Origin of the sequence: Saccharothrix saharensis (assembly GCF_006716745.1) — a bacterium.
Lineage (GTDB): Bacteria > Actinomycetota > Actinomycetes > Mycobacteriales > Pseudonocardiaceae > Actinosynnema > Actinosynnema saharense.
Genome location: NZ_VFPP01000001.1, coordinates 8,221,438 through 8,246,689, shown reverse-complemented (window position 1 = coordinate 8,246,689; position 25,252 = coordinate 8,221,438). Strand labels below are relative to the sequence as shown.

Sequence of the window (25,252 nt, the reverse complement as noted above, 5' to 3'; positions counted from 1 at the left end):
GCGAGGGGGCGACGATGTCGCTGTTGGCCGGCATGGACACCCGCACGCCCAGTCCCCCGGCACCGGAGGAGTTCGCGTCGCGGTTCGCCACCGCGCTGGACGACTTCTTCCGCACCCGCCCGCGGCTCGACGCCGCGGACGAGCTGGCCGGGGAGATCCACGCCCTGGTCCTGGCCGGCGGCAAGCGCATCCGGCCCGCGTTCGCGTGGTGGGGCTGGCGCGCGGCGGGCGGGCAGGTGCGCGGCGACGCGGCGGACGCCACCGTGCGGGCCCTGGTGGCGCTGGAACTGCTGCAGTGCTGCGCGCTGGTCCACGACGACGTGATGGACCGCTCCGCGACCCGGCGCGGCCGGCCCGCGGTGCACGAGGCGTTCGCCGCGCGGCACCGGCGGTCCCGGTGGGCCGGCAGCGCCCGCCACCACGGCGACTGCGCCGCGATCCTGGTCGGCGACCTGGCGTTGGCGTGGGCCGACGACGCGCTCGTCACGGCCGGGTTGCCGGCCGCCGCGCTGGCCCGGGCCTGGCGGCCGTGGCAGGAGATGCGGATCGAGATGATGGCCGGTCAGCACCTCGACCTGCTCGCGACGGCACGCCGCGAGGGCTCGCTGGAGGCCGCCTTGCGGGTCGCGGCGCTCAAGACCGCCGCGTACACCGTCGAACGCCCGCTGCACCTCGGCGCGGCGCTGGCGGGCGCGCCGGCCGACGTGGTCGAGTGCCTGCGGGTGTTCGGCCGCGACGTCGGCGTGGCGTTCCAGTTGCGGGACGACCTGATCGGCATGGTCGGCGACAGCGCGGTGACCGGCAAGCCCGTCGGCGGCGACCTGCGCGAGGGCAAGCGCACCCCGTTGATGGCGATCGGCATCGCCCGCGCCACCGCGGCGGGCGAGCACGGCACGGCGCGGATGCTGGCGCGGTGCCTCGGCGGCGCGCCCGTGACGGACGAGACCGTCGCCGCCGTGCGGGCGGCGCTGGTCGACCTGGGCGCGGTCGACGCCGTGGAGGAGCACATCGACGTGCTGGCCGCGAGCGGTCTGGCCGCGCTGGACCGCGCGGACATCGACGAAGAAGCCCGCACGCACCTCAAGCACCTGGCGGCCAAGGCCGTCCACCGTCACGTCTGAGAAGGAGGACGCCGTGGCACGCGCGGTGAAGGGCCGGACCGACTCGGTCGTCGTGGTCGGTGCGGGGTTGGCCGGGCTGTCCGCCGCGCTGCACCTGCGCGGGGCCGGGCACGACGTGACGGTGCTGGAGCAGCGGGACCACCCCGGCGGCCTGGCCGGCCGGCTGGACCTCGCCGGGCACCGGATCGACACCGGGCCGACCGTGCTGACCATGCCCGAACTGCTGGACGACGCGTTCGCGGCGGTGGGCGCCCGGCGCGCCGACCACCTGGACCTCGTGCCGCTGAGCCCGGCCTACCGCGCCGAGTTCGCCGACGGCAGCGGCCTCGACGTGCACACCGACGCCACCGCGATGGAACGGGCGGTGGCCGAGCTGGCGGGCGACCGCGAAGCCGAGGGCTACCGCGCCCTGCGCGCCTGGCTGACCCGCCTGTACCGGGTCGAGCGCGACCGGTTCCTCGGCGCGAGCTTCGACTCGCCGCTGGACCTGCTCGGCCGCGACCTCGTCGCGCTCGCCCGGCTCGGCGGGTTCGGCTCGCTGTCCCGGGCGGTGGGCCGGTTCGTGCGCGACGACCGGCTCCGGCGCGTGTTCACCTTCCAGGCCCTGTACGCCGGGGTCGCACCGGCCGACGCGCTCGCCGCCTACGCCGTGATCGCCTACATGGACACCGTGGCCGGGGTGTGGTTCCCGCGCGGCGGGATGCGCGCCGTGCCGCGGGCGCTCGCCGACGCGGCGACCGCGGCGGGCGTGCGGTTCCACTACGGCGTCGAGGTGGTCGGGCTCGACCGCACCGGCCCGCGGGTGACGGCCGTGCGCACCTCGACCGACCGCGTGCCGTGCGACGCCGTGGTGCTGGCCACCGGTCCGGCGCAGAGCACCCGGTTGCTGCGCGGGCAACCGCGGCGGCCGCGCCCGCTGCGGTGGTCGCCGTCCGCGGTGGTGGTGCACCTGAGCGCCCCGCGGGTGGTCGACGGCCTCGGCCACCACACCATCTCGTTCGGCACGGCGTGGGAGAGCACGTTCGACGAGATCATCCGCCGGGGCCGGCTGATGAGCGACCCGTCGTTGCTGCTCACCACGCCGACGCTGACCGATCCCGGGCTCGCGCCGGCGGGACGGCACCTGCAGTACGCGCTGGCGCCGTGCCCGAACCTCGACGTCGCGCCGCTCCGGTGGGACGAGGTCGGCCCGCGTTACGCCGAGGAGGTCGTCGGCGAGCTCGTCGCGCGCAAGCTGCTCGACCCCGGCGTCGAGGTGCTGTCGGTCGTGACGCCGGGCGACTGGGCCCGGTCCGGCCAGGCCGCGGGCACGCCGTTCTCGGCCGCGCACACGTTCGGCCAGACCGGCCCGTTCCGGCCGCGCAACCTGCCGTTCCGCGAGGGCAACGTGGTGCTGGCGGGCAGCGGCACCACACCCGGTGTGGGCATCCCGCCGGTGCTGATCTCCGGCAGGCTCGCCGCCGAACGGCTGCGGCGGTGAAGGTTGGGCCGCGTCAGTCCTCCAGGGGGTCGTGGCCCCGGTTCACCGGCGAGTAGCGCCACCTCGTGTGCTCCACGTCCCCGTCGGGGCGTTGCGCGAGGTGGCGGTGGACGAACCCGACGACCTCGCGACGTGCGCCCGGTCGTCGTCGGTCAGCTCGCCCTCCTCCTGCCGCGGCGGGGTGACGATCCGCCTTCCCGACTCGTGCCCGCCCGGTGTCCCGGTGATCTCCGCCACACCTCGCCGTGCACCGTCCGCCCGCGGCTGGACCACGTCACGTCGTCGCCCTCGCGGAACTCCTCCTCGGCCATGTCCCCCGGTCCGGGCCGGCGCGGCGCGGCCCGCCGGACGACCTTGTCGCAGGTGGGAGGGGCGCAGTTGTGGATCTGGCGGAAGACCCGTAGCGTTGGGCCGTCCAACCGCCACACCAAGCTGCGCGGAAGCGACGATTCGGGTTGAGCAGAAGCTCGGTTGTTGGTTCTCGTACCAACCGAGAGGTGCCCCGTGGGCGACACCCGCACCGACACACCCAACGCGACCGTCCAGGTCCACGACCGCGACGGCATCACCGTCGTCGAGGTGGCCGGCGAGATCGACATGGCTTCGGAGACACCGGTCCGCGCGATCGTGGCCGAGCAGCTCGACCGCAGACCGGCCGCGCTGGTCGTGGACCTCGGCCGGGTCGACTTCTTCGGCTCGGCGGGCATCCAACTGCTGATCGAGGCCGCCACGACCGCGCAGCGGCGGGGCGTTCCCCTGGCCGTGGCCACCGACCGGCGCGCCGTCCTGCGGCCCTTGGAGATCACCCTCGTGATCGAGGCCGTGGACGTCCACCCGACCGTGCGCGACGCGCTGGCCGCCGTCCGACCGGGCGCCCGGTCCACGTCGCGGCCCCTGGCGAACCAGTGACGGGGGTGTCGTGGCCGGCGCGCGCCGACCACGACACCGCCACCGGGCCCGGCCGTCAACGCGCTCAGCTGTCGTCGGCGGCCTGCCCGCGCTGCTCGGCCTCGGTGCGGATCTCCGCCTCGCGCTCGTCGACGGCGTCCCGGCTCACCACGCCGTCGCCCGGGTACACCGGGTCACCGGCGGGCTGCTCCGGCCGCACGTCGGGCTGCTCCTCCGCGAGCCGGTCCGCCAACGGCCGGGGGTGGGACTCCTCCCACGGCGTCATGCCGTACTTGGTCACGCCGGACCACTGCTCCGGCGGGTCCATCCCCGCCTCCAACGGGTCCTTCCTGATCCGGTCCTCGTCCAAGTCCTCGGCGCTGTTCAGGGCCGCCGGATCGGTCTCGACCGAGTCGGGCGACCCGGTGGCCTGCGGTTCCGCGTAAGAGTTCAGGTCCTCCGTGCTCATACCCGGACGTGTACCCGCTCCGGCCGAGCGCAACCGACCTCAGGCCGTGATGGTCGCCGCCACGATGCACGTGTCGTCCAGCGGCGTGGCCGGGACCAGGCGCGACGTCAGCGCCTCGGGCATCTCCAGCGGGTCCAGGTCCGCGACGAACCCCCGGATCTCCTCCATCAGGCGTTCCAGGTCGTCACCGCGGGCGCCGGCGGACGGGCGCCGCTCGATCAGTCCGTCGGTGAACATCAGCACCGTGTCGCCGGGCGCGAGCAGCGTCCGCGCGGTCGCGTACACCGCTCCCCGCACGGCACCCAGGATCGGCCCCTCGGGGCGGTCCAGCCGCTGCACGTCGTGCGACCGCAGCAGCAGCGGCGCCGGGTGACCCGCCTGCGCCCACGACAGCCTGCGGGTCGTCGGCTCGAACCGGGCCACGATCCCGGACGCCAGCGTCACGCCCTCTCCCCCGGTCAGCATGCGGTTGAGCACGTCGAGCACACCGGCCGGGTCGGGGTTGGTCAGCGCGGCGCCGGTGAGCGCGAACCGCAGCTTCGCCATCGCCGCGGCGGTCGCCAGGCCGTGGCCCGCCACGTCGCCGATCGCCAGCAGCGTGCTGCCGTCGTCGATCGGGAACGCGTGGTACCAGTCGCCGCCCACCTCGGCCCACTGCTCGGCGGCGAGGTAGCGCACGGCGACCCGCATCCCCGGCAGGTCGAGCGGCCGGCTCGGCAGCGGCAGCACGGCCGAGCGCAGGTGGTCGGCCACCTGGTGCTCCTGCGCGAACTGCTCGCTCAGGTCGAACACCCGCTTCTCCGCCTTGCGCATGTCGGTGACGTCCTGCAACACCACGTCCAGCCGCACCGGCCTGCCCTGGATGTCCAGCACCGGCTCGCCGATGAACCGGCCGCACCGGATCTGGTCGCCCGCCTTCAGGCGCAGCTCGGAGTCGGCGCGCTCACCCCGCTCCAGCATGCCGCGCACGGCGTTCTGCAGGATCGGCAGGTCTTCGCGGACGACGGACGCCCGGATCTCGTCCAGCGACATGGGCCCCAGCGCCGGGTCGCGGTCGAAGATCACGTAGAGCTGGTCGGACCAGTCGATCTCGTCGGTCACCAGGTTCCACTCGCCCCAGCCGATGTTGCCCAGCCGCTGTACGCTGCGCAGCCGTTCGAGCTGCAACGGGTCCTCGTGCTCGTGCCAGGCCAGGATCAGGCCGTCGCCGAACTTGCCTATGGTCAACGTGTACCGGCCGTGCTGCGGCAGGCCCGGTGAGTTCTCCTCGTAGTCGAAGATGCTGACCACCTCCCTGACCCCGGTGCGCAGCACGCGGTGGTAGGCCGCCCACAGCTCGGTCCCGGCCACGGTCGGGTAGCTGGTCAGGATGCTGCGCCCGACCAACTGCCGGTACCGGCGGCCGGAGAAGTCGACGGCGTCGGGGCTGGCCGCCTCGAACCGGAAGTCCACCACGTCGCCGTCCTCGCCGTGGACCGCGGCGAGCAGCGCCACCGAACCGGGCAGCACGTCCAGCAGGTGCTGCACCCACAGCGTCCAGTTGCGGCCCAGCGCGGCACTCTCCGCGCTCACCAGCGCCATCAGCGTGGAGCCCGCGGCCCGCGTCAGCACCTCCAGCTCCCACCGCTCCTCGGCGGAGAACCGGTGGCCACCGGACCACAGCAGCCCGATGACGCCGACGACGCGGGTCCGGTCGCGCAACGGCAGCCACGCGCGCGACTCCCACACCGTCTCGGGGTCGCCGATGAGCACGTACCGCCGCCGTGCCTCCTCCGGGTCGGGCAGCCACTGCGGCAGGCCGCTGCGCACCGCGGCCAGGACGCCGGTCCTGAGCTGCAGCGGCACGCGTTCCCACTCCAAACGCACCTTGGCGGGCACGTTCGCCGAGGCCTCGAGCCGCAGCCCGCCGTCGGGTTCGACCAGGTAGACCAGCACGGCGTCGCAGTCGACGTGCTCGCGGACGAGCTCGGCCAGCTCCTCGGGGTCGGCCGCCGTGCCGATCGCGGCGAGCGCCACCGGCTGCGGCGTGCGCTCGCCGGGGGGAACGGCCGCGGGTTGCGGGATCTCGACCTGCCGCACGTACCGCGCCGGGTCGAAGAGCCCTTCGGCGGGCAGCGCGGACGGCGGTCCCGGCGGTGGCGGCACGCCGAGCACGCCCGCGGCGATCACGACCAGGTCGCTGCCGGTGGCCTGGGCCAGCCGCACCATGTCCTCGAACGCCTCGTCGGGCCGGCAGGAGAGCCGCTCGGCCAGCACGCCCTTGGCCTGCTCGACCACGGCCTGCCTGCGGGCAGCGGTCCTCAGCCGGTCGATCTCGTCGCGCTGCCGGGCGACGAGGTCGGCCAGCGCAGAACCGGTCGGATCCCGCTGGACTGCCATCGCGTCCAGCATCGTCCGCGGGCCCGCGCACGGCCAGCCGAACCGACGCGAACGTGCAGCCGACCACAGCGGACCACGCCGGCGCCGTCACCGCCGGAGGCTCGTCCCATCACACGGACGGGTGAAACGACGGGTAACACCCGTTCGGAGGCGCACCGCGGTCCGGTCCGGGCGGCACGCGGGTCCAGTCGTCGCGCCGCCACGGCGGCGGCCACCGGCACCTCGTGGACCGCGGGCGGGTGACCGGGCAGGCCGCGCCCGGAGTACGCGCACCGGCGGTGCCGAAGGCGGGGGCGCGGGCCGGCCGGCAGGGCGGTCACGGCCGGCCCGGCAGGGCCACCCGCAGCGCACCAGCCCGACGACACCGGCCCGCCATCACAGCGCCGACAACCCGGCCAACTCCTCCAGACCGGCCCGGTCGAGCAGGTCGAGCCGTTGCGCGTCGGCCGGGCCGGATCGTCGGACCAGGCCCTTGCGCTCCAGGTGACCCAACGCCTTGCGGAGCTTCTCGGTCGCCAGCGAGCCCTTGCCCTTCGCCGCGAACTCCGCCTTCGCCGCGATGTCGAGGGTCGGCGCGACCGCCTTCTTCCACGCGGGCAGCAGGGCGGCACGCGGCACGGAGGTGTCCTCGCCCGCCGCGTCCAGGATGATCCCGGCCAGCACCCGCCCGAAGTCGTCCTGGCGCGCCGCGTGCCGCCGGACCAGCTCCTCCACCGACGTGCGGCCCTCGTCGCCGGGCAGGTCGAGCGTGGCGAGCCGCGCCCACAGCGCCCGGTCGACCGCGCTGGGCTCCGTCCCTCCGGCGAGCACCGCGGCCCGGTGCGCGTCGATGGCGGAGCCCAGGGCGAGCACCAGGTCGGTCAGCTCGTCGCGGACGTCGTCACCGCGCAGCCGACGCGCCGCCGCGGCGATCAGCCGGTGGTGCTCGCGCACCAGCGTCTCGAAGTGCGCGGCCTTCGTGGCCCGGGTCGCGTCCTCGGCCGCGTCGCGCTGGTACTCGGCCTGGCTGATCTCCCCGTCCAGCGCCCGCGACCGCGCGGTGGCGCGCTCGGCCGTGCGGTGCACGCGCGCCACCGCGATCCGGTCGAGCATCGCCCGCAGCACCCGGTCGGTCTGCTCCACGTGGGAGTCGGCGGCCAGCAGCCGCCACGCCTCGGCGTCCCGGCTGCGCAGCGCGGCGTTGATGTAGCGGTCGGCGGCTTGGTCGTCGTCGGGCTCGTAAGGCAGCGTCACGTGTCGATCCTCGGTAGTGGGCGTGCGACCCCCGCCGCGGGTACAACAGGGACGACGACAAGGGTCCCCCGGACCGCTCCGACCTGCCGGCCCGGGGGTGGTGCGCGCCTCGTGGCCCGGCTGGTGCTATGCCGCCCCGGACGTCACGGCAGCGTCGGACCCAGGTACGGAACCCGCTCGCCCGCTGCCGCCGCGGCCACCGGCGCCGCACCGCACAGCCCGGTCGTGACCACCGACAACAGCATGTGCTGGTGCGCCGCGGCCGGCGCGGTGATGTCCTGGTTCATGCCGGCCGACACCTGGCGGGCCAGGTCGTCCGTGTGCATGCTCCACGTGTTGTAGCCGGGCACGTCGCCGCCGTGCCCCCACCAGTCCGGCCCGCCGCACGGGGAGGTCACGCCCATCAGGCCCAACCCGTAGCCGAACGGACCCAGCGCGCCGGGGCGGACGTCCTTCATCCGCGCCAGCAGGTCTGCGCGCACCAGCCGCCCGCCCAGCAGCGCGCGGAAGAAGCGGTTCAGGTCGTCCGGGGTGCTGACCAGGTTCCCGGAGGCCCACAACCGCGACCACACGTACGTGGTCACGTCGGTCAGCGGTGCCTGCTCGCCGTGCAGCCGTTCGTAGCCGTGCGCCGCGGGGAACGGCAGGAACGGCTGGTAGCTCGGGAACGACGTGTCGCGCAGGTGCAGCGGCCGGAAGACGCGGCGCTCCAACTCGGTCGCGAGGGGCCGACCCGTGACGCGCTCCACCAGCAGCCCCAGCACGGTGTACCCGGTGTTGGAGTACGAGAAGCCCGTGCCGGGCGGGAACAGCAGCGGCACGCCGTCGGTCGCGAGCCGGACCAGTCGCCGCGGCTCGAACGCCTCCCAGCGCTCGGTGTCGACCTCTTCGAGGGTCTGCCAGTGCGTGATGTCGCGCGGCACGCCGCTGGTGTGCCCGAGCAACTGGCGGACGGTGATCGGCTCGGCGTAGGGCAGCAGACCGGGCAGGTGGTCGCCGACCGGGTCGTCCAACCGGATCCTGCCCTCGCCCACCAGTTGCAGCACGACCGTGGCCACGAAGGTCTTGGTCACGCTCGCGACGCGGATCCGGCCGCGCGGGTCGGGCGCCCGGCCCGTGCGCACGTCGCCGACACCGGCCGAGCCGCGCCACGTGCCGGTCTCCTCGACCACGGCCGCGTAGGAGCCGGGCACGCCCGCCTCGACCACGCGCGCCAACGCCGCCCGCACCGGCGAGTCCGCACTCGCCCGAACCCCCGGCGCCGCCCCCGCGACGAGTGCCACCACCACGCCGGCGACGACGCCGGCCCGCTTGATCCCCATGGGCCCAGCCTGCCCGATCCGATCACCGGCCGTCCAGTCGCACCACCTCACCGACCGTCCACACCGGACTGGACCGAGGTGGCGGACATCCCTCCGGTGCCGAGTGGTCCATGCCCGATCCATCCGTCCCGGCCGCCCGAGTCCGGTGGACTTGGCATTGCGCTCGCACGGGGGTTGCGATTCGGTATCGGAGTTGAAATCCTTGACCACGCACGTTTCGGCTCTGTGAACACCTGCTGGGGGTAGGTCCTGGTGACAGCCAAGCGCACGAGCGAAGCGGACAACACGGGCGGGCGCGCCCTGAGACACCGGGGTCCCGCCACCCGTTCGGCCAGAACGACGTGCCGGACCGGGCGGTGGTAGGGCGCCGATCGCGGCGCTGACCGCACCCACGGACCGCTCGACCCGCGCGGTCGACCCGGGCGACGTTTCCCGGACCGGTGACGCGCGTCCGCCCGCACCGGGCCCGCCATTCACCGGCGAACGGTGCCGGACTTCATCCGCGACGCCATTCGAATCGTCTCGAATGGCGTCCGGAGCACGTTCAGCCGAGGTTTGATCGGTTCGGCACGTCGCATGCGCGGCAGTCCACGTGGTGCTATAGATGGGGGCGCAAGCCGAAATCGCTCACGTCGTTGACGATGACTTGTGGAGTCATGGGGAAGGTAGGATTAATTCCGTGTACTCGGGCTACGCCGACACCGAATACCGGCAGCACCTCCGCACTTGTCCCGAACATCGCCAAGTGGTGCCCGAACTGCTCTTCCCGACCGCACCGGAATGTGCATGAGAACGCGGCGCACGACCGAGGCGACGGTGGTCGGCACCACTCGTCGCACGCTGCCGGGTTCCGTCCGGTGGACCGAACCGCCACCGCCGGACCAGCGCGGCGCCGCACCGGCCAGGGTGCACCTGCGGGCCTTGGGCCCGCTCGAGGCGGTGGTCGGCGGCCGGGTGGTCGACCTGGGCACGCCGAAGCAACGCGCGCTGCTGGCGCTGCTGGTGAGCCGGGTGGGACAGCCGGTGGCGGTGGACGTGATGCTGGAGGCGCTGTGGGCCGGACACCCGCCGCCGTCGGCCATCACCTCGCTGCAGGCGTACGTGGCGAATTTGCGCAAGGTGCTGGAACCGGATCGCGCGCCGCGCGCACCGGCCACGGTATTGCGCACGTGCGCCCAGGGCTACCTGCTGGACAACCGCGTGGTGGACGTCGACGTGCACCGGTTCGGCGAACACGCCACGGCGGGTTGGCAGGCATTGGAACGCGGTGATTCCCGACCGGCGCTGAGCGAGTTCGAGGCCGGTTTGGCGCTGTGGCGCGGCCGGCCGTACTCGGAAGTGGCCGGCGCCACCTGGGTCGCGCCTGAGGTGGCCCGCCTGGACGAATTGCGATTATCGGTGGTGGAGGCGCGGTGCGCCGCGCTGCTCGCCGTCGGCGCCCACGAGGTGGCCGTCGCCGAATTGGAAGCCTTCGTGCAGGCGCACCCGTTGCGCGAATACGGGTGCGAACTGCTGACGCTGGCGCTGTACCGGGCCGGGCGGCAGGCGGACGCGCTGAGCGTGCTGCGGACCATCCAGTCGCGGCTGGCGGAGGAGCTGGGCGTCGACCCCCGGCCCGCGCTCAAGCAGCTCGAGCACGAGATCCTGAACCAGTCGCCCGCACTGGACTGGCAGCCGCCCGCGTCGAGCGTGCCGGCCATCCCCGCGACCAGGGCGGAGGACGGGTCCGCGGTCGTGCCGCAGGTCCGCGTGACCGGTGCGCCGCCCACGCCGGTCCCGGACGGAGAGGTCTTCGTCGGTCGCGAAGCGGAGTTGCGGCAGCTGGCCGAAACCCTGGCCGCGGCGTCGACCGGCCGGCTCCGGGTGGTGACGGTGTCCGGTGAGCCCGAGATCGGGAAGACCAGCCTGGTGCGGCGGTTCGCCGAGCTGGCGGGCGTGCCGGTGCTGTGGGGCACCTGCCCGGAGCACGTCGACGCGCCGCCGCTGTGGTTGTGGGAACAGGTGCTGCGCGCGGCGACCACCTGCTTCCCGCGGGCTTCGACGCCGGCGCCGGTGGCCGAGCTGCTCGACGACGACGCCCGGCGGACCGCCGAGGACGCGGGTGCCGACCTGCGCCGGTTCGAGGCGGTCGTCGCCTACCTGGCCGACGTGTCGAGCGCCAAGCCGCTGGTGGTCGTGCTCGACCACGTGCACCGGGCGGACCCGGGCTCGCTGCGGCTGCTGGCGCACCTGGCCGAGTCCGCGCCGCCGAGCAGGCTCCTCCTGGTCGTGGTCTACCGGTCGGACGAGGCCGCGGCCCTGGCCGGCACGGTGGCCGCGCTGGCCCGCGCGGGGGTGGCGCGGATCGAGCTCGGCGGCCTCGACGTCCGGGAGACCCGGACGCTGGCGAGCACGGTGCTGCGCCGCGAGGTCGGCGGTCGGACCGCGCAGGCGCTGTGGGCCCGCAGCGAGGGCAACCCGTTCTTCCTGCGGGAGCTCCTCAAGCAGACACCCGCCGAACAGCCGTTGGACCACCCGCACCCGGCGCCGGTGCCGATGCCGGTGCGCGAGGTGGTGCTGCGGCGCGTGGCCCGGTTGCCCCGGGCCGCGGCCGAGATCCTGTCCGTGGCCGCCATCGCCGGCAGGCACTTCGACATCGAGATCGTCGCCGAGGCCGCCTCGGTCGACGTCGAGGCGGCGCTGGAGGCGCTCGACCGCGCGATCGAGGCCGGGCTGGTGGTGGAGGACCAGCAGCGGCTGGGCTGGTTCCGCTTCACCCACACCCTGGCCGCCGAGGCGCTGTACGAGACGACCGGGCGGCTGCGCCGGGCGCTGGTGCACCGGCGGATCGGCGCGGCGGCCGCCCGGGTGTGGACCGGCAGCACCGAGAAGGCCGCCGAGATCGCCCGGCACTGGCTGCCCGCGGCCGAGCTCGACTCGACCGCCGCCGCGCAGGCCTCGGCCCACGCCGCCACCGCGGCCCGCGTCGCCGACGCCCGACTCGTCCCCGAGGACGCCGCACGCCTGTGGCGGCAGGCGCTCGCCGCCGCCGACCTGGCCGAGCAGGAGGACCTGGACCGGCACGCCCTGCTGGTCGGCCTGGGTGCGTCGCTGTACCGGGCGGAGAACTTCCGGGACGGGCTGCTGGTGTTCATCAGGGCGATGGAGGAGGTCCTGTCCGCGCCCGGCACCCCGGACACCTCCCGGCTGGTGACCACCGCGGTCGCGGCGGTGAGCGAGCTCGACCTGTGCCCGGACCACCGCGGCGAGGTCGACGACCGGCTCGTCGGCGTGCTCGAACGGGCGCTGCCGCACGTGACCGACCCGGTGCAGCGGGCGCACCTGCTGTCGTGCCTGGCGGTCGCCCGCCGCCACGACGGCGACCCGACCGGCCGTGCCGCGTTGTCGGACGAGGCGCTCGCGCTGGCGTGGTTGTCGACCGAGAGCCTCGAACTCGCGACCCTGCTGCACCTGCGGGCCGTGGCGCTCAACGGTCCCGACCACCTCGACCAGCGGCTCAAGGCGGTCACCGAACTGCTGGCGCTGCCCGACCTGCCGCCGCTGGCCGTGGCACGGGCACGACGGCTCCTCGCGCAGGTGCTGGTGACCCGGGGTCGCGTGCGGGAGGCCGCCGCCGAGCTGGACCTCGCGGCCGAGCAGGCGCAGGAGCGCAGCCCGGCCCTGCGCACGCGGCTGGGCTGGTCCCGCGCGGGTCTGCTGCTGCTCGACGGGCGCTGGGCGGAAGCGGACGAGGTGAGCCGGGCGACGTACGACCAGTGCGCCCGGACGGCGTGGGGCGACGCGCGGTTCAACCGGGCCGTGCAGCGCTGGGAGGCCGCGTTCCTCACCGGCGGCGGGCGGTACCTCGTCGACGAGCTGCGCGCCGCGGCGGAAGCGTCGAACCGGCCCGCGTTGCAGGCGATCCTGGTGATGGCGCTGGTGGACGCGGGGCTGGCGCGGGACGCCCGCATCGCCCTGCACCGGTTCCCCCGCGGGCCGGAGGAGGACCACCTGTGGCTGTACACGCGCTGCTGGGCGCTGCTGGCCGCCGCGCGGCTCGGCGAGACCGACCTGGTGGCGCGGTGGCGGGCCCAGCTGCTGCCCCACCGCCACCTGGCGTGCTCGGCGCCGGACCTGGTGATCAGCGGGTCGGTGGCGTACTTCACCGCCGAGGCGGCGCTGGCCCTCGGTGACCCGGACGCGGCCCTGGCCGACCTCGCGGTGGCCACCGACGTGGCGGGGCGGATGGGCGCGCTGCCGTGGCTGGCCCGCGTCCGCGACGTCGTGGAGCTCGCGCACCGGTTCGAAGCCGCGCCCTGCGGGTGAGCGCCGCGGTGTCCGTGCCCCCGGCCGGGGAGGCACGGACACCGCGCACGGCCTACACCCTGGCGGAGGCGTGGGCGCGCACCGCGACGCGCACCGCCTCCACCACCCGGTCGACCTGGTCCATCCGCAGCTCGGCGTGCATCGGCACGGCGAACTGGCGGCGGAACAGGTCCGCCGACGTCGGGCACTGCTGCTTGGCCTCGTACACCGGCTGCAGGTGGCTCGCCCACGTGCCGTGCCCGCACCCGATGCCCTGCGCCCGCAGGTCCGCCGCGACGGCCGCGCGGTCCACGCCGGCGTCCAGCGTGAGCAGGAACGACTGCCAGGCGTGCGTGCGGTCGTCCGGCACGTGCGGCAGCGTGACGAGCTCCTCGTCGGCGAGCAGCTCGGCGTACCGGGCCGCGACCGCGCGCCTGCGCTCCAGCAGCTCCTCGACGCGCCCCAGCTGCACCAGCAGGATCGCGGCGGCGATGTCGGCCAGCTTGTAGTTGTAGCCGATCTCGGTGAACTCCGGGATCGGCAGGCCGACGACCTTCGCCTGGTCGAAGATGCTGCCGATGCCGAACGACGAGCGCAGCCTCGCGTGCGCCGCGACCGCCGGGTCGGTGGCGATCAGCGCGCCGCCCTCGCCGCTGGTGATGCCCTTGCGGCCGTGGAAGGACAGGACCGCCACCGGCGCCAGCGCGCCCGCCTCACGCCCCTGGTAGGTCGCCCCGACGGCGCAAGCGGCGTCCTCGACGAGGAACAGCCCGTGCCGGTCGGTGATCGCCTTCAGCTCGGCGTAGTCCGCGGGCAGCCCGACGGTGTCCACCGCGATCACGCCGACGGTGCGCGGACCGATCAGGTCCTCCACCGCCGCCGGGTCGACGGTGCCGGTGTCGGCGCGCACGTCGGCGAACACCGGCACCGCGCCGACGTAGTGCACCGCGTGCGCCGGTGCCGGGAACGAGTAGTCCGCGACGATCACCTCGTCACCCGGCTGGACGCCGAGCGCCAGCAGGGCCAGGTGCAGCGCCGAGCCGCAGTTGTTCAGCGCCACGGCGTCGCCGGCGCCGTAGCGGGCGGTCAGCGCGGCCTCCAGCGCCTTGCCCTTCGGGCCCTGGCCCGCCTGCCACGCGGAGGCGAACACCTCCGCGACGGCGGCCAGCTCCTGCTCGCCCAGGCTCGCCTTGACCAGGGGGATCGGCTCCACCGCGGTCACCGCCCGCTCACCGACGACAGGCTGCCGTTGACGCCGGCGGGCGACGGCGGCTCGTAGCGCAGCGGCGTGATCTGCTTGACGTCGTACCGGTCGCGCAACCGCTGCACCGCTTCGGGGTCCACGCCGTCCGAACCCGCCGCGAAGATCTCGCAGATCTCCTCGAAGTACCGCTCGTGGTCCGGCGCGGGCGAGCTCTGGAACAGCATCCGCGCCGGCTTGTCGGTCGAGTTGCGGAACGCGTGCGGGCACCCGGTGGGCACGAACATGCTCGCGCCCACGCCCGCGCGCACGAACCGGCGGCCGTCGGGCGCCTCCCAGTCGTCCCAGCGGTCGCCCTTGCGCTCGACCGGCTCGAACGCGAGCAGGTCCAGCTCGCCTTCCAGCACGTAGAAGAACTCGCCCGTGCGCTCGTGCACGTGCGCGCCGACGTCGAACCCCGGCGGCACCACCACCTCGAAGATCGAGTTGGGCGAGCCGTGCGCCCCGGTGACCTTGAAGGTGACGTCCTGCGCCTTCGTCGTCAGCCGCCGACCCTGGCCCGGTGGGACGATCAGGCCGTCCATGTGGCTTGCCTCCCTGCCTCGTACGCGAAGTCCCGCTCGGCCCCGAACGCCGACGCGCCCCGGGGCGACGGCGTGTCGACGACCCACCTGCCCACCGCCATCTCGGCGGTGATGCCGGGCCCGAAGCCCGCGATCACGCCGGTGGCGCCCGGTGCCGGCGGCGCTTCCTCGAACAGCCGGCGCAACGCGTCCAGGACGACCGCGCTGGCGATGTTGCCGTGCTCGGTCAACGTCGCCCAGCTGTGCCGGAACGCGGTGCGGTCGACGCCGAGGTACTTGCTCAGGTCGTCCAGGATCCGCGGCCCGCCGGCGTGGATGATGTAGAAGTCGAGGCCCGCGATGTCCCACCCGTGGTCCGTGGCGAGGTCGCGCAGCACGGGCGCGAGCGGCTCCATCGTCCCGGGCACCCGGCGGTCGAGCTGGAAGTGGAAGCCGGTCGAGCGGACCGCGTAGGAGATCCACTCCTCGGTGTTCGGGATGAGGTAGGAGGCGTTGCGCTCCAACGCCACGCCCGTCCCGCCGCTGCCCCGCACCACGGCCGCCGCGACCGCGTCCCCGAACAACCCGTCCGACAGCAGCGAACCGACGCCGTCGTCACCGGGCTGGTAGCACAGCGAGCACAGCTCGCAGGACACGATCAGCACGTTGCCCTCGGGGTAGGCCGTGCAGAAGTCGTGCGCACGGCTGATCGCCGCGCCGCCCGCCGCGCAGCCCAGCTGCGCGATGGGGATCTGCCGGGTGTTCGACCGGAACCCCATGGTGTTGATCAGCCAGGCGGTCAACGACGGCATCATGAACCCGGTGCACGACACGTAGATGATCGCGTCGATGTCGTGCGCGACGACGCCCGCGTTCGCCAGCGCCTCCTCGACGACCTCGGGCACCCGTTTCTTGGACTCGACCTCGTAGATGCGGTTGCGCTCCTCGAAACCGGGATGGCGCAGCGTCTCCTCGATCGGCTGCACGATGTGCCGCTTGCGCACCCCGGTGTTCTGGATCAGTCGAAGCGCCAGCGGGAGCTGTGGCTTCCCGGCATGCACCCTCTCGGCAAATTCCAGGGTCTCTTCCATGGTGATGACGTGCTCCGGCACGCGCACCGACGGCTTGCATAAGATGGGCATGTCTGGCCGCAACCCCCTGCACGTAAGAGTGTTCCTCGAAACCCCGCCGCCACCGTCTGCGTGCAGCCGGTCGGCTGCGACGGTGCGGTTCGAGGGTCGGCTCGGGCATACGTCCAGCACTGTTCCCCACCCCGCTTGTGATCGGCTTGGCGTGGACTTCTCACCGGCCGGCGGTGCCGGGCGCGGGCACGCGGTTCACCGAGCGTCGTCGTGGTGCGGGCGGGCGCGGGCGCGAGGCGGGAGCGGGCGGGCGGCGGACCGCCCGGTGCGTCACGCCAAGCCGGCGCCAACCCGCCGCACAGTCCCGGCCAAGTCCCGGTGTCGATGCTAGGGCGGGCAGCGGCGCATGCGGTCCAAGGCGGCGACACCCCGGCGTGCCCCCGTGCTTCCGCCGACCGGTGCGGGCCCGAGTGTCGTCGAACACCCGGAAGGAGCAAGTCTGGATGAAGGGGTCCATGATCCACAGAGCGTGGAAGCGCGGTTTCTACCCCGGCATCTTGCCGGACGTGGCCGCGGCCAGGAACGGTTCGACGCTGCTCACCCTCGACCACGACCTGGACGTCCTGCCCGAGGCCGGGCGGCGGATCACCGTGTCCGAGCTCGTCGGCCACGTGGACGACCTGGCGGGCAGGCTGTGGGCGGCCGGCGTGCGGCCCGCCGAGCACGTCGCGGTCTACAAGACCGCCAACTTCGACGCGTGGGTGCTGGCCACCGCCGCGTCGCGGATCGGCGCGGTGCCGGTGATGCTGTCGCCCGCCCTGAAGGGCCCGACCGTCGCCGCCCTGCTCGACCGGCTGGACCGGCCGCACCTGCTCACCGACGTGCCCAAGCTCGACGCCATGGCGGACGTGCCGCTGGACGGGCGCACGTCGAGCGTGCTGATCGTGGCCGGGAGCAGGGCGGGTGCGGTGTCCCTGGCCGAGCTGGCCGGTTCGCCGCGGGTCCGGCCGGTGTTCCGGGTGCCCGAGGAACCCGCGATGATCACCCACACGTCCGGCACGACCGGCGTGCCCAAGCTCGTCGTGCACACACCGCAGACCATGAAGCTGCGGCTGCGGCCCCAGCGGTGGCTGCTGGCGCTGATGAAGAACCGCGAGACCGTCGCGATCCACATCCCGTTCGTGCACTCGCGGATGTTCGCCGCGATGGCGCTGGCTCTGGTGCGGGCGATGCCCGTGGTGCTCATCCGGCAGTCCGACCCCGACGAGGTCACGGAGGTGCTGCGGCAGTACCGGCCGGGCTTCCTGGAGGTGCTGCCCAACTCGTTGATGGACTGGGAGGAGCTCGCCGACGACCCGCGCAAGCCGTTCGCGTCCATCAAGTACTTCAGCACCACGTTCGACGCGATCCACCCCCGGACGATCAGCAGGCTGCTCAAGTCCTCGGAGCGCCGGTCGCCGCTGTTCTTCCAGATCTACGGCCAGAGCGAGGTCGGCCCGGCCGTCGGCCGGCCCTACTTCCCCGGCTCCGCGCACCGGGCGGACGGGCGCTGCGTCGGTTACGCCATGCCCGGCTGCGCGCGGGTGCGCGTGGTGAGCCGCGACGGCAAGCGGCCGTCCAAGGACAACCCCGGCTTCATCGAGGTCAGCTGGAAGGCCGTGGCCCAGACCTACCACGGCGAGCAGGACCGGTTCGACGAGAACCTGAACGGCAAGTGGTGGCGGACCGGCGACGTCGGCTACCGCACCAAGTTCGGCTGCCTGCACATGCTCGACCGCGAGGTGGACATGATCCCGGGCGTGCAGAGCAGCCTGGAGGTCGAGGACGTCGTGCTGGGCCGGCTGTCCGAGCTGAGCGAACTCGTCGTGGTGACGGGTCCGAAGGGCGAGGCGATCCCGGTCATCTGCACGACCGAGGACCAGCCGCTCGATCCCGAACGCTGGCGCGCGGCCGTCGCCGGCTTCCCCCAGCTGGCCGACCCGATCCAGATCCCGCGCGCCGAGCTGCCGCGCACCGCGACGCTGAAGGTGCAGCGGATCGAGTTGTCCCGCCGCTTGCAGGAGCAGCTGGAGAAGCGGGCGTGAACCGCGGCCGGCCCGACGCGGCGAGCTTTCGCGACAGTTACCAAACGAGGGGATCAGCGCGATGACACCGGACGCAACGCTTGCCCGACTTCGTGACTACATGGTGGGGCCCGCGAGGTTCATGAACCTGCTGTCCTGCTTCGAACTCGGCATCGTCGACGCGATCCGCGAGCAGCCCGGCGCCACCGCGGCCGAGCTGGGCAAGGTGGTGGGCGTCAAGCCCGACGCGGTGGAGCAACTGCTGCACCTGCTGGTCAAGGAGGGCTTCATCGCCTTCGACGGCGACACCGGCGGCTACTCCCTCGACGGGCTCGCCGACGTCGCCGCGCCCGACCTGAACCGGGCGCTGGCCTACATGAACCTGATCAAGGTCGTGTCGTTGCGGCAGCTGTACTACCTGACCGACAGCGTGCGGACCGGCACGGTCGCGGGCCTCAAGGAGCTGTACGGGTTCGAAGGCACCCTGTACGGGGCCGTGGCCGAGCACCGCGACCTGCGTGACGCCTGGTCGACGTTGATGGACAAGGTGACCGAGCGCATCGACCCGTGGTTCTTCGAGAACGTCGACATCCCGGCGGGCGCGCAGGTGCTCGACCTGGCCGGCAACACGGGCCTGGGCGCGATCCACACCTACCGGCACAAGGCCTCGCCCGGGTTGACGGTGACGACGTTCGACCTGCCCGAGAAGGAGCAGGAGGCGCTGGAGAACTTCCGGGCCAACGGCGTGGCCGAGCACTGCTCGTTCATCGGGGGCAACGTCTTCGACAGCATCCCCGCGGGCTACGACGTCGTGCTCATCAAGCACTTCCTGGACATGTTCGACCAGGACGACGTGTTCCGGATCCTCGACGGCGTGCACAAGTCGCTCAACGTCGGCGGCCAGGTGCACGTGATGGTGCCGGTGTACCCCGAGGACATCAAGGACACCGACAACTACAACGTGGACTTCTTCCCGTCGTTCTTCCTCGGCGCCACCATGGGCCAGGGCGGGCCGCAGAAGCTGTCGACCTACCGGCGGTGGCTGGAGGAGCGCGGGTTCACGGTGACCAAGGCCATCACCAAGAGCCCGGCCGACATCCCGAAGGACGTCATCCCGATCCCGGGCGTCCTGTCGGCGACGAAGACCGCCTGACCCCGCACGCCGCCGCGGCCGTCCTCTCCGGTGCGGAGAGGGCGGCCGCGGTCGTGTCGACCCGCACGACGCGACGGCCGTCCTCTCCGGAGTCGGAGGGGACGGCCGCGGTCGTCTCGGGAAGAGCGCGCTAGCGGGCGAAGATCAGGGTCGCCGGGGACGAGGTGGGTTGGAAGGTGATGTCCTCGAAGCCCGCCTTGGTCAGCCAGGCGTGGTAGTCGGCTCGCCGCCAGGTGCCGCCCTGCTTGCTCTTGAGCAGCATCTCCGAGGCGAACAGCAGCGCGAACGGCGGGCCGCTCCGGTCGTCGTCGACGACGTAGTCGTTCACCACCAACGTGCCGCCGGGCTTGAGGGCGTCACGCAACCGGGTGAAGGTCGCGATGTTGTCCTCCGGCCCTTCCTGGTGCGCGATGTGGGAGTACACCGCGACGTCGTAGGCGGCCGTGCCGAAGTCGGTGCTGTGCAGGTCGCCGTCGACGCAGGTGAACCGGTCGGCCACGCCGCGCTCGGCCAGCAGCCGCCGCGCGATCGCGTTGATCGGGCCCCAGTCGAGCTGGGTCGCGCGGGCGGCGGGGTTGAGCGAGAGCCAGATGGCGGAGTAGACGCCCGAGCCGCCGCCGACGTCGAGGATCGAGACCTCGCCCGCGTCGGCCAGCCGCAGCGCGTCGGCCGCGATCGTCGCCACCGGCACCGACTGCGCGGCGATGGCGGTGACCACCTTCTCCCAGTGCGGGTTGTCGGCCACCTCCGTGGTCACGTCGCTCACCGGACCGCCGGCCCGCACGACGTCGGGCAGCGACGCCATCGCGCCCATGTGCCCCAGCTTGAGCTTGGCGAACTCGCTCAGCCCGGCGGGCCTGCCCTCGACCAGGAACTCGGCCGCGTCGCCGGTGTTGCGGTAGCGGCCGTCGTGCAGCTCGACCAGCTCCAGGCTGACGAGCCCGTCGAGGAGCGTCTGCGCGCCGCGCTCGGAGATCCCGGCCCGTTCGGCCAGCAGGCCGGGGGTGTCCGCGCCACCGTCGAGGTGGGTGAACACCGAGTGGCTCGCCGCCGCGCCGAGGATGCCGGTGGCCCAGTAGCCGTTGATGAGCCGCATGATGCGATCCGGCGTCGGTCGGGTGTCCTGCATGTGCCCTCCTGGGTCCTGTGCGGGTGCGCGCGCGGGGTTCGGAGCGTGTCCGAGCGAATCCCACCCCGATGCCACCCGGGCGGCCCGCGGCGCGGTCGGCTGGGACACCGCCGCCACGGCGCGCGTCACGGGATTGGCTCGGGCATACGCCCAGTACCGTCGCCCATCCCGCTTGCCGGCGACTTGTGGTCGACTTGGCGCGCCGCGGCGGCGCCGGCCGGTGCGCCGGTGGTCGCCGCGGCGGCGGTGCCCGCGGTGGGGACTAGGAGTTCGCGCGACCGGCCTTCAGCGCCGCCGCGGTCTCGGCCACGCGCCGGGCCTGGTACTGCACCGCCTGCAGCGCCACGTCGTTGGGCGCCTCCGCGCCGCCCGCGTGGGACGCGCCGTAGGGGTTGCCCGACTGGAACTGGATCGGGTCGGTGTAGCCGGGGGGCACGATGATGCCGCCCCAGTGGTAGAAGGTGTTCGACAGCGCCAGGATGGTCGACTCCTGGCCGCCGTGCGCGGTGTTGGACGCGGTGAACGCCGAGTACACCTTGTCCGCGAGCTTGCCCGCGAACCACAGCGGACCGGTGGTGTCGATGAACGCGCGGAGCTGGCTGCTGGGGTTGCCGAACCGGGTCGGGGTGCCGAACAGCACCGCGTCGGCCCACTCCAGGTCGTCGTGGCTCACCTGGACGACGTCGGCGGACTCCTCGACGTGCTTGCCCCACGCCGGGTTGGCGGCGATCGCCTGCTCGGGCGCGGTCTCGGCCACCTTGCGCACGCGGACCTGGGCGCCGGCCTTCTCCGCGCCCTCGGCGGCGGCGTGCGCCATGGCGTGTACGGTGCCGGTGGCGCTGTAGTAGATGATGGCGACGTTCACGGATTCCATGATCGGTTCGTGTTCCTTCGGGTTGATCGTGTGGGCGTTGCCGGAGCGCGCGGCCGGACGGACGAGGACGGGGGCGCCCGTCCCGGCCCGGGGTGAGCCGGTCTCCACCACTACGACGACGCGAGCCCTCGCTATGTGAGGTGACGCGCGCCACTCGGTGCGTTGCCCCAGACTGGCGGGAGGCGACCGAGGGGGTTGACGACACCATGAGCACCCAGCACGAACCGGACCGGCCAGGAGACGACGGGCTCGACCCCGGCTTGAGCGCGATCATGAGCGAGCGGCGGCTGCTGCTCAACCTCGCGTACCGGCTGCTCGGCTCCCTGGCCGACGCCGAGGACGTCGTGCAGGAGACCTACGCCCGCTGGTACGCGATGTCCCGGGCGGAGCAGGAGGCCATCGACTCCCCCGGCGCCTGGCTGACCAGGGTGGCCAGCCGCATCTGCCTGGACCAGCTCCGCTCGGCGCGGGCCAGGCGGGAGCGCTACGTCGGCGAGTGGATCCCGGAGCCGCTGCCCGACCACACGGAGTGGGTCGGCGGCCGGTCCGCCGGCGCGACCGGTGACCCGGCCGACCGGGTCACTTTGGACGAGTCGGTCAACATGGCGCTGCTGGTCGTGCTGGACGCGATGACGCCGGCCGAGCGGGTGGCGTTCATCCTGCACGACGTGTTCCGCTACCCGTTCAGCGAAGTGGCCGAGATCGTCGGCCGCACGCCCGCGGCCTGCCGGCAGCTCGCCACGTCCGCCCGCCGCCGCGTGCGGGCCGCGCAGGCGCCCGCCGCGGTGACGGTCCGGCACGCCGCGGTGGTCCGGGACTTCAAGCAGGCGTGGGAGGCCAAGGACATCGACGCCCTCATCGGCCTGCTCGACCCGCAGGTGGTGACGATCGCCGACGGTGGCGGTCTCGCCAGCGCCGAGCCGCGCCCCGTCACGGGCGGCGAGCGGGTGGCGGCCTACTTCGTGGACCTCGTGGACCGGGTGCCCGGCCTGACCGTCCTCGAGCGCACGGTCAACGGCCAGCCCGGTCTGGTGACCCAGCACGACGGCGTCACGGTGACCGTACTGGCGTTCGACGTCGCGGGCGAGGTGATCAAGCACATCTGGGCGGTGCGCAACCCGGAGAAGCTGCGGCCCTGGCCGGGTGCCGCCAAGCCGGCACCAAGCCGCTGACCAGTCCCGACCAAGTCCGGTGGCCGATGCTGCGAGCCGAGTGCTCCGGCGGTGGATACAACGGACTCTAAGGATTGTGTTTGATGACGCCTGAAGCCACGCTCGCGAAGTTCCGCGACTACATGGTGGGACCCGCGCGCTTCGCGAACCTGCTGTCCTGCTTCGAGCTCGGCCTGATCGACGCGCTGCGGGACAAGCCCGGGGCGAGCGCGGTCGAGTTGGGCGATGCGGTCGGCGCCAAACCGGACCACGTGGAACAGCTCCTGCACCTGCCCGTCAAGGAGGGCTTCCTGGCCTACGACGCGGCGACGGGCGGCTACTCCCTCGACGCGCTCGCCGACCTGCCGAAGGAGGACCTGGACCGCGCACTCGTCTTCATGGACCTGGTCAAGGTCACCATGCTCCGGCAGCTCTACTACCTGTCCGAGAGCGTGAAGGCGGGCACGGTCGTCGGCCTCAAGGAGTTCTACGGCTACGACGGCAACCTGTTCGGCGCCGTGGCCGAGCACAAGGACCTGCGCGAGTCGTGGGCCACCGCGATGGACGCGGGCACGGCCCGGGTCGACCCGTGGTTCTTCGACAACGTGGACGTGCCGGCCGGCGCCCGGGTGCTCGACCTGGCCGGCAACACCGGTCTGGGTGCGATCAACACCTACCGGCTCAAGGCCTCGCCCGGGTTGACGGTGACGACGTTCGACCTGCCCGAGAAGGAGCAGGAGGCGCTGGAGAACTTCCGGGCCAACGGCGTGGCCGAGCACTGCTCGTTCATCGGCGGCGACGTCTTCCAGGAGGTGCCGCCGGGCTTCGACATCGTGCTGATCCGGCACTTCCTGACGCTGTGGGACCGCAGCGAGGTGCTCAGGATCCTGCACAACGTCAACAAGTCGCTGGACGTCGGCGGCCAGGTCAGCGTGCTGGTCCCGGTCTACCAGGACAACGTGCGCGAGCACGACTCCCGCTCGGTCGACTTCTACCCGGCGTTCTTCCTCGGCTGCGCCATGGGACAGGGCGGGCCGCAGAAGCTGTCGACGTGGAGCGGCTGGCTGGAGGAGTGCGGCTTCGAGATGACCCAGGTGGTCGTCGAGGACCCGGCCGCCATCCCGGCGGACGCGCTGCCGCTGCAAGCGGTGCTGACCGCGCGCAAGATCGCCTGACGCCGCCGCTCCCGCCGCGTCGCCCGCCCCTGTCGGGTCGCGGGTGGCGCGGCGGGAAACGGACGTGGGGGCATCCGCTCCTCACATCTCACCGGGCTGCCTCGTCGGAGAGGTGTCACCAACAGCACCACCAACGGAGGAGCACACCGTGGAAGCTCGCCTGGACCTCTTCGGCAACCAGGTCGCGGTCAAGGTCCTGAAGTACATCACCTCGGCGCACCACGTGGTCGCGAAGTCGAAGCTGCCCGACGCGACGGCGGAGCTGATGCGGCTGCGCGCCAGCCAGATCAACGGCTGCGCGTTCTGCGTCGACATGCACACCAAGGAAGCGCTGCACGCCGGTGAGACGCCGGTGCGCCTGAGCCTGGTCGCGGCCTGGCGTGAGGCCACGGTGTTCACCGACGCCGAGCGCGCGGCGCTGGAGCTCACGGAGGAGGGCACCCGCATCGCCGACGCGGCAGGCGGCGTCCCCGACGAGGTGTGGGCCCGGGTCGCCAAGCACTACGACGAGGAAGAGCAGGCCGCGATGGTGGGCCTCATCGCCATCATCAACGCCTTCAACCGCATCAACGTGATCAGCCAGCTGCCCCACGCCGGCGACTACCACGCCGGCCAGGTGCTCCTCTGACGACGCCGGAGCGCCCGGCCGGGACCGCCGGTGCCGTCCCACCGGCGACCGCACGACTCACCACCGGCGGACTCGACGTCCGCGACGGGAAGCAGAGGTTTGGAACAATGAAGTTCGGTGTGTTCTCCATGAACTCCGACGAGGGCCTCGACCCGCTCGAACTCGCCCGCGAGGCCGAGGGGCTCGGACTGGAGTCGGCGTTCGTGCCCGACCACAGCCACGTGCCGGTGCGGCGCTCGATCCGCTTCGGCACGGGCAACGAGCAGACCGTCAACATCGCCGAGCGCAAGGACCTGAGCGAGGGGTTCGAGGAAGCGGGCAGCGACATGCCCCGCGACTTCTACCGCAACCGCGAGCAGTTCGTGACGCTGACCGCGATGGCGGCGGTCACGTCGACCCTGCGGATCGGCACCGGGATCTGCCTGGTGGTGCAGCGGGACCCGATCTGGCTGGCCAAGCAGGTCGCCACCCTGGACCGGCTGTCGAACGGGCGGATGATCTTCGGCGTCGGCATCGGCTCGCCGTGGAACCACGAGGAGATCCGCAACCACGGCGTCGAGTACCGCAAGCGGATGTCGGTCATGGCCGAGCGGATGGAGGCCATGCGACTGATCTGGACGGAGGAGAAGGCCGAGTACCACGGCAAGTACGTCGACTTCGACCCGATCTACTCGTGGCCGAAGCCGGTGCAGCAGCCCGCCCCGCCGGTGTTCGTCGGCGGTGACGGCCCGACGGTGCTCGACCGGGTGCTGGCCTTCGGCGACGGGTGGATGCCCGGTCACCACGCCGACCCCGGCCTGTTCAAGGCCCGGGTCGCCGAGTTGCGGGAACGCGCCGCCGCGGCCGGTCGCGGGCCCATGGAGATCACCGTCTTCCTCGCCCACCTCGACAAGCTGGACGACTACCACGAGGCGGGCGTCGACCGCATCGTGGTCATGCTCCCGACGGGCGTGGAGCGGAAGTTCCTGAAGGACGTCGCGGACGCGATGTACAGCTCCACTTCCTGAGCACGCTCCACTGTCGACGTTCGGCAGCGGGCCCCGCCGGTGACGTCCCG

The 25,252-nt window shown here is 73.1% G+C and carries 19 protein-coding genes; 10 read left to right on the top strand and 9 right to left on the bottom strand.

The genetic code is table 11. The annotated features are described in order from the left end of the window. Window positions 1–14: 14 nt before the first annotated feature. The 3 genes from FHX81_RS37390 to FHX81_RS37375 all read left to right on the top strand — a co-directional run bounded on the left by FHX81_RS37390 (window position 15) and on the right by FHX81_RS37375 (window position 3,510). The gene (locus FHX81_RS37390) at window positions 15–1,121 is read left to right on the top strand and encodes a polyprenyl synthetase family protein (RefSeq protein ID WP_246108163.1); all 1,107 of its coding nucleotides are present in this window, start codon (window positions 15–17) and stop codon (window positions 1,119–1,121) included. A gap of 13 nt (window positions 1,122–1,134) precedes the next feature. Next, on the top strand, window positions 1,135–2,601 hold the full coding sequence (gene crtI / locus FHX81_RS37385) for a phytoene desaturase family protein (RefSeq protein ID WP_141983176.1): 1,467 nt from the start codon (window positions 1,135–1,137) through the stop codon (window positions 2,599–2,601). Window positions 2,602–3,105: 504 nt separating this feature from the next. Next, window positions 3,106–3,510 carry an STAS domain-containing protein gene (locus tag FHX81_RS37375; protein WP_170232312.1) on the top strand — a complete coding sequence of 135 codons (405 nt, stop codon included), beginning with the start codon at window positions 3,106–3,108 and terminating at the stop codon, window positions 3,508–3,510. Between the two features lie 64 nt (window positions 3,511–3,574). Here the strand turns inward: FHX81_RS37375 and FHX81_RS42430 are convergent, their stop codons facing one another. From FHX81_RS42430 to FHX81_RS37355, 4 genes are all read right to left on the bottom strand, one after another. Beyond that, entirely contained in the window at window positions 3,575–3,958 is a 384-nt protein-coding gene (locus tag FHX81_RS42430) for a Maf family protein (RefSeq protein WP_246108162.1), read from the bottom strand. 39 nt (window positions 3,959–3,997) lie between these two features. Next, a complete protein-coding gene (locus FHX81_RS37365) occupies window positions 3,998–6,337 on the bottom strand; it encodes a SpoIIE family protein phosphatase (protein ID WP_170232311.1) in 2,340 nt (779 codons plus the stop codon). A 375-nt stretch (window positions 6,338–6,712) separates the two neighbouring features. Further along, window positions 6,713–7,570, bottom strand: a complete 858-nt coding sequence (locus FHX81_RS37360) for a hypothetical protein (protein ID WP_141983173.1) — start codon at window positions 7,568–7,570, stop codon at window positions 6,713–6,715. Window positions 7,571–7,713: 143 nt separating this feature from the next. Continuing rightward, entirely contained in the window at window positions 7,714–8,892 is a 1,179-nt protein-coding gene (locus FHX81_RS37355; protein WP_141983172.1) for a serine hydrolase domain-containing protein, read from the bottom strand. Window positions 8,893–9,678: 786 nt separating this feature from the next. On the opposite strand from FHX81_RS37355, the gene FHX81_RS37350 reads away from it, so the two are divergent. After that, on the top strand, window positions 9,679–13,197 hold the full coding sequence (locus tag FHX81_RS37350) for an ATP-binding protein (RefSeq protein WP_211363673.1): 3,519 nt from the start codon (window positions 9,679–9,681) through the stop codon (window positions 13,195–13,197). A 52-nt stretch (window positions 13,198–13,249) separates the two neighbouring features. On the opposite strand, the gene FHX81_RS37345 is transcribed toward FHX81_RS37350, so the two are convergent. From FHX81_RS37345 to FHX81_RS37335, 3 genes are read right to left on the bottom strand one after another with little or no spacing between them, the layout of a single operon-like run. Continuing rightward, entirely contained in the window at window positions 13,250–14,389 is a 1,140-nt protein-coding gene (locus FHX81_RS37345) for a DegT/DnrJ/EryC1/StrS family aminotransferase (RefSeq protein ID WP_141984350.1), read from the bottom strand. A 5-nt stretch (window positions 14,390–14,394) separates the two neighbouring features. Continuing rightward, the gene (locus FHX81_RS37340; protein ID WP_141983170.1) at window positions 14,395–14,961 is read right to left on the bottom strand and encodes a cupin domain-containing protein; all 567 of its coding nucleotides are present in this window, start codon (window positions 14,959–14,961) and stop codon (window positions 14,395–14,397) included. After that, the gene (locus FHX81_RS37335; RefSeq protein ID WP_211363671.1) at window positions 14,949–16,082 is read right to left on the bottom strand and encodes a type III polyketide synthase; all 1,134 of its coding nucleotides are present in this window, start codon (window positions 16,080–16,082) and stop codon (window positions 14,949–14,951) included. The genes FHX81_RS37340 and FHX81_RS37335 overlap by 13 nt, the downstream gene beginning before the upstream one ends. Before the next feature lie 455 nt (window positions 16,083–16,537). Here FHX81_RS37335 and FHX81_RS37330 point away from each other — a divergent pair, with 455 nt between their 5' ends. Both FHX81_RS37330 and FHX81_RS37325 read left to right on the top strand, forming a co-directional pair. Continuing rightward, window positions 16,538–18,106 (top strand): class I adenylate-forming enzyme family protein, encoded by a 1,569-nt coding sequence (locus tag FHX81_RS37330; RefSeq protein WP_246108161.1) that lies wholly within the window; start codon window positions 16,538–16,540, stop codon window positions 18,104–18,106. 61 nt (window positions 18,107–18,167) lie between these two features. Next, window positions 18,168–19,238 (top strand): methyltransferase, encoded by a 1,071-nt coding sequence (locus FHX81_RS37325; RefSeq protein WP_246108160.1) that lies wholly within the window; start codon window positions 18,168–18,170, stop codon window positions 19,236–19,238. A gap of 130 nt (window positions 19,239–19,368) precedes the next feature. Here the strand turns inward: FHX81_RS37325 and FHX81_RS37320 are convergent, their stop codons facing one another. After that, window positions 19,369–20,367: a class I SAM-dependent methyltransferase gene (locus FHX81_RS37320; protein WP_141983168.1), complete on the bottom strand. Its 999-nt coding sequence runs from the start codon at window positions 20,365–20,367 to the stop codon at window positions 19,369–19,371. A 262-nt stretch (window positions 20,368–20,629) separates the two neighbouring features. Further along, entirely contained in the window at window positions 20,630–21,241 is a 612-nt protein-coding gene (gene wrbA, locus FHX81_RS37315; RefSeq protein WP_141983167.1) for an NAD(P)H:quinone oxidoreductase, read from the bottom strand. 206 nt (window positions 21,242–21,447) lie between these two features. Between wrbA and sigJ the strand changes: the two genes are divergently transcribed. From sigJ to FHX81_RS37295, 4 genes are all read left to right on the top strand, one after another. After that, window positions 21,448–22,413, top strand: a complete 966-nt coding sequence (gene sigJ, locus FHX81_RS37310; RefSeq protein ID WP_141983166.1) for an RNA polymerase sigma factor SigJ — start codon at window positions 21,448–21,450, stop codon at window positions 22,411–22,413. Between the two features lie 83 nt (window positions 22,414–22,496). Continuing rightward, a complete protein-coding gene (locus FHX81_RS37305) occupies window positions 22,497–23,567 on the top strand; it encodes a methyltransferase (RefSeq protein ID WP_211363670.1) in 1,071 nt (356 codons plus the stop codon). Window positions 23,568–23,715: 148 nt separating this feature from the next. Next, window positions 23,716–24,195, top strand: a complete 480-nt coding sequence (locus FHX81_RS37300; RefSeq protein WP_141983165.1) for a carboxymuconolactone decarboxylase family protein — start codon at window positions 23,716–23,718, stop codon at window positions 24,193–24,195. Window positions 24,196–24,302: 107 nt separating this feature from the next. Beyond that, on the top strand, window positions 24,303–25,202 hold the full coding sequence (locus tag FHX81_RS37295; protein WP_141983164.1) for an LLM class F420-dependent oxidoreductase: 900 nt from the start codon (window positions 24,303–24,305) through the stop codon (window positions 25,200–25,202). The last annotated feature ends 50 nt before the right edge of the window (window positions 25,203–25,252 follow it).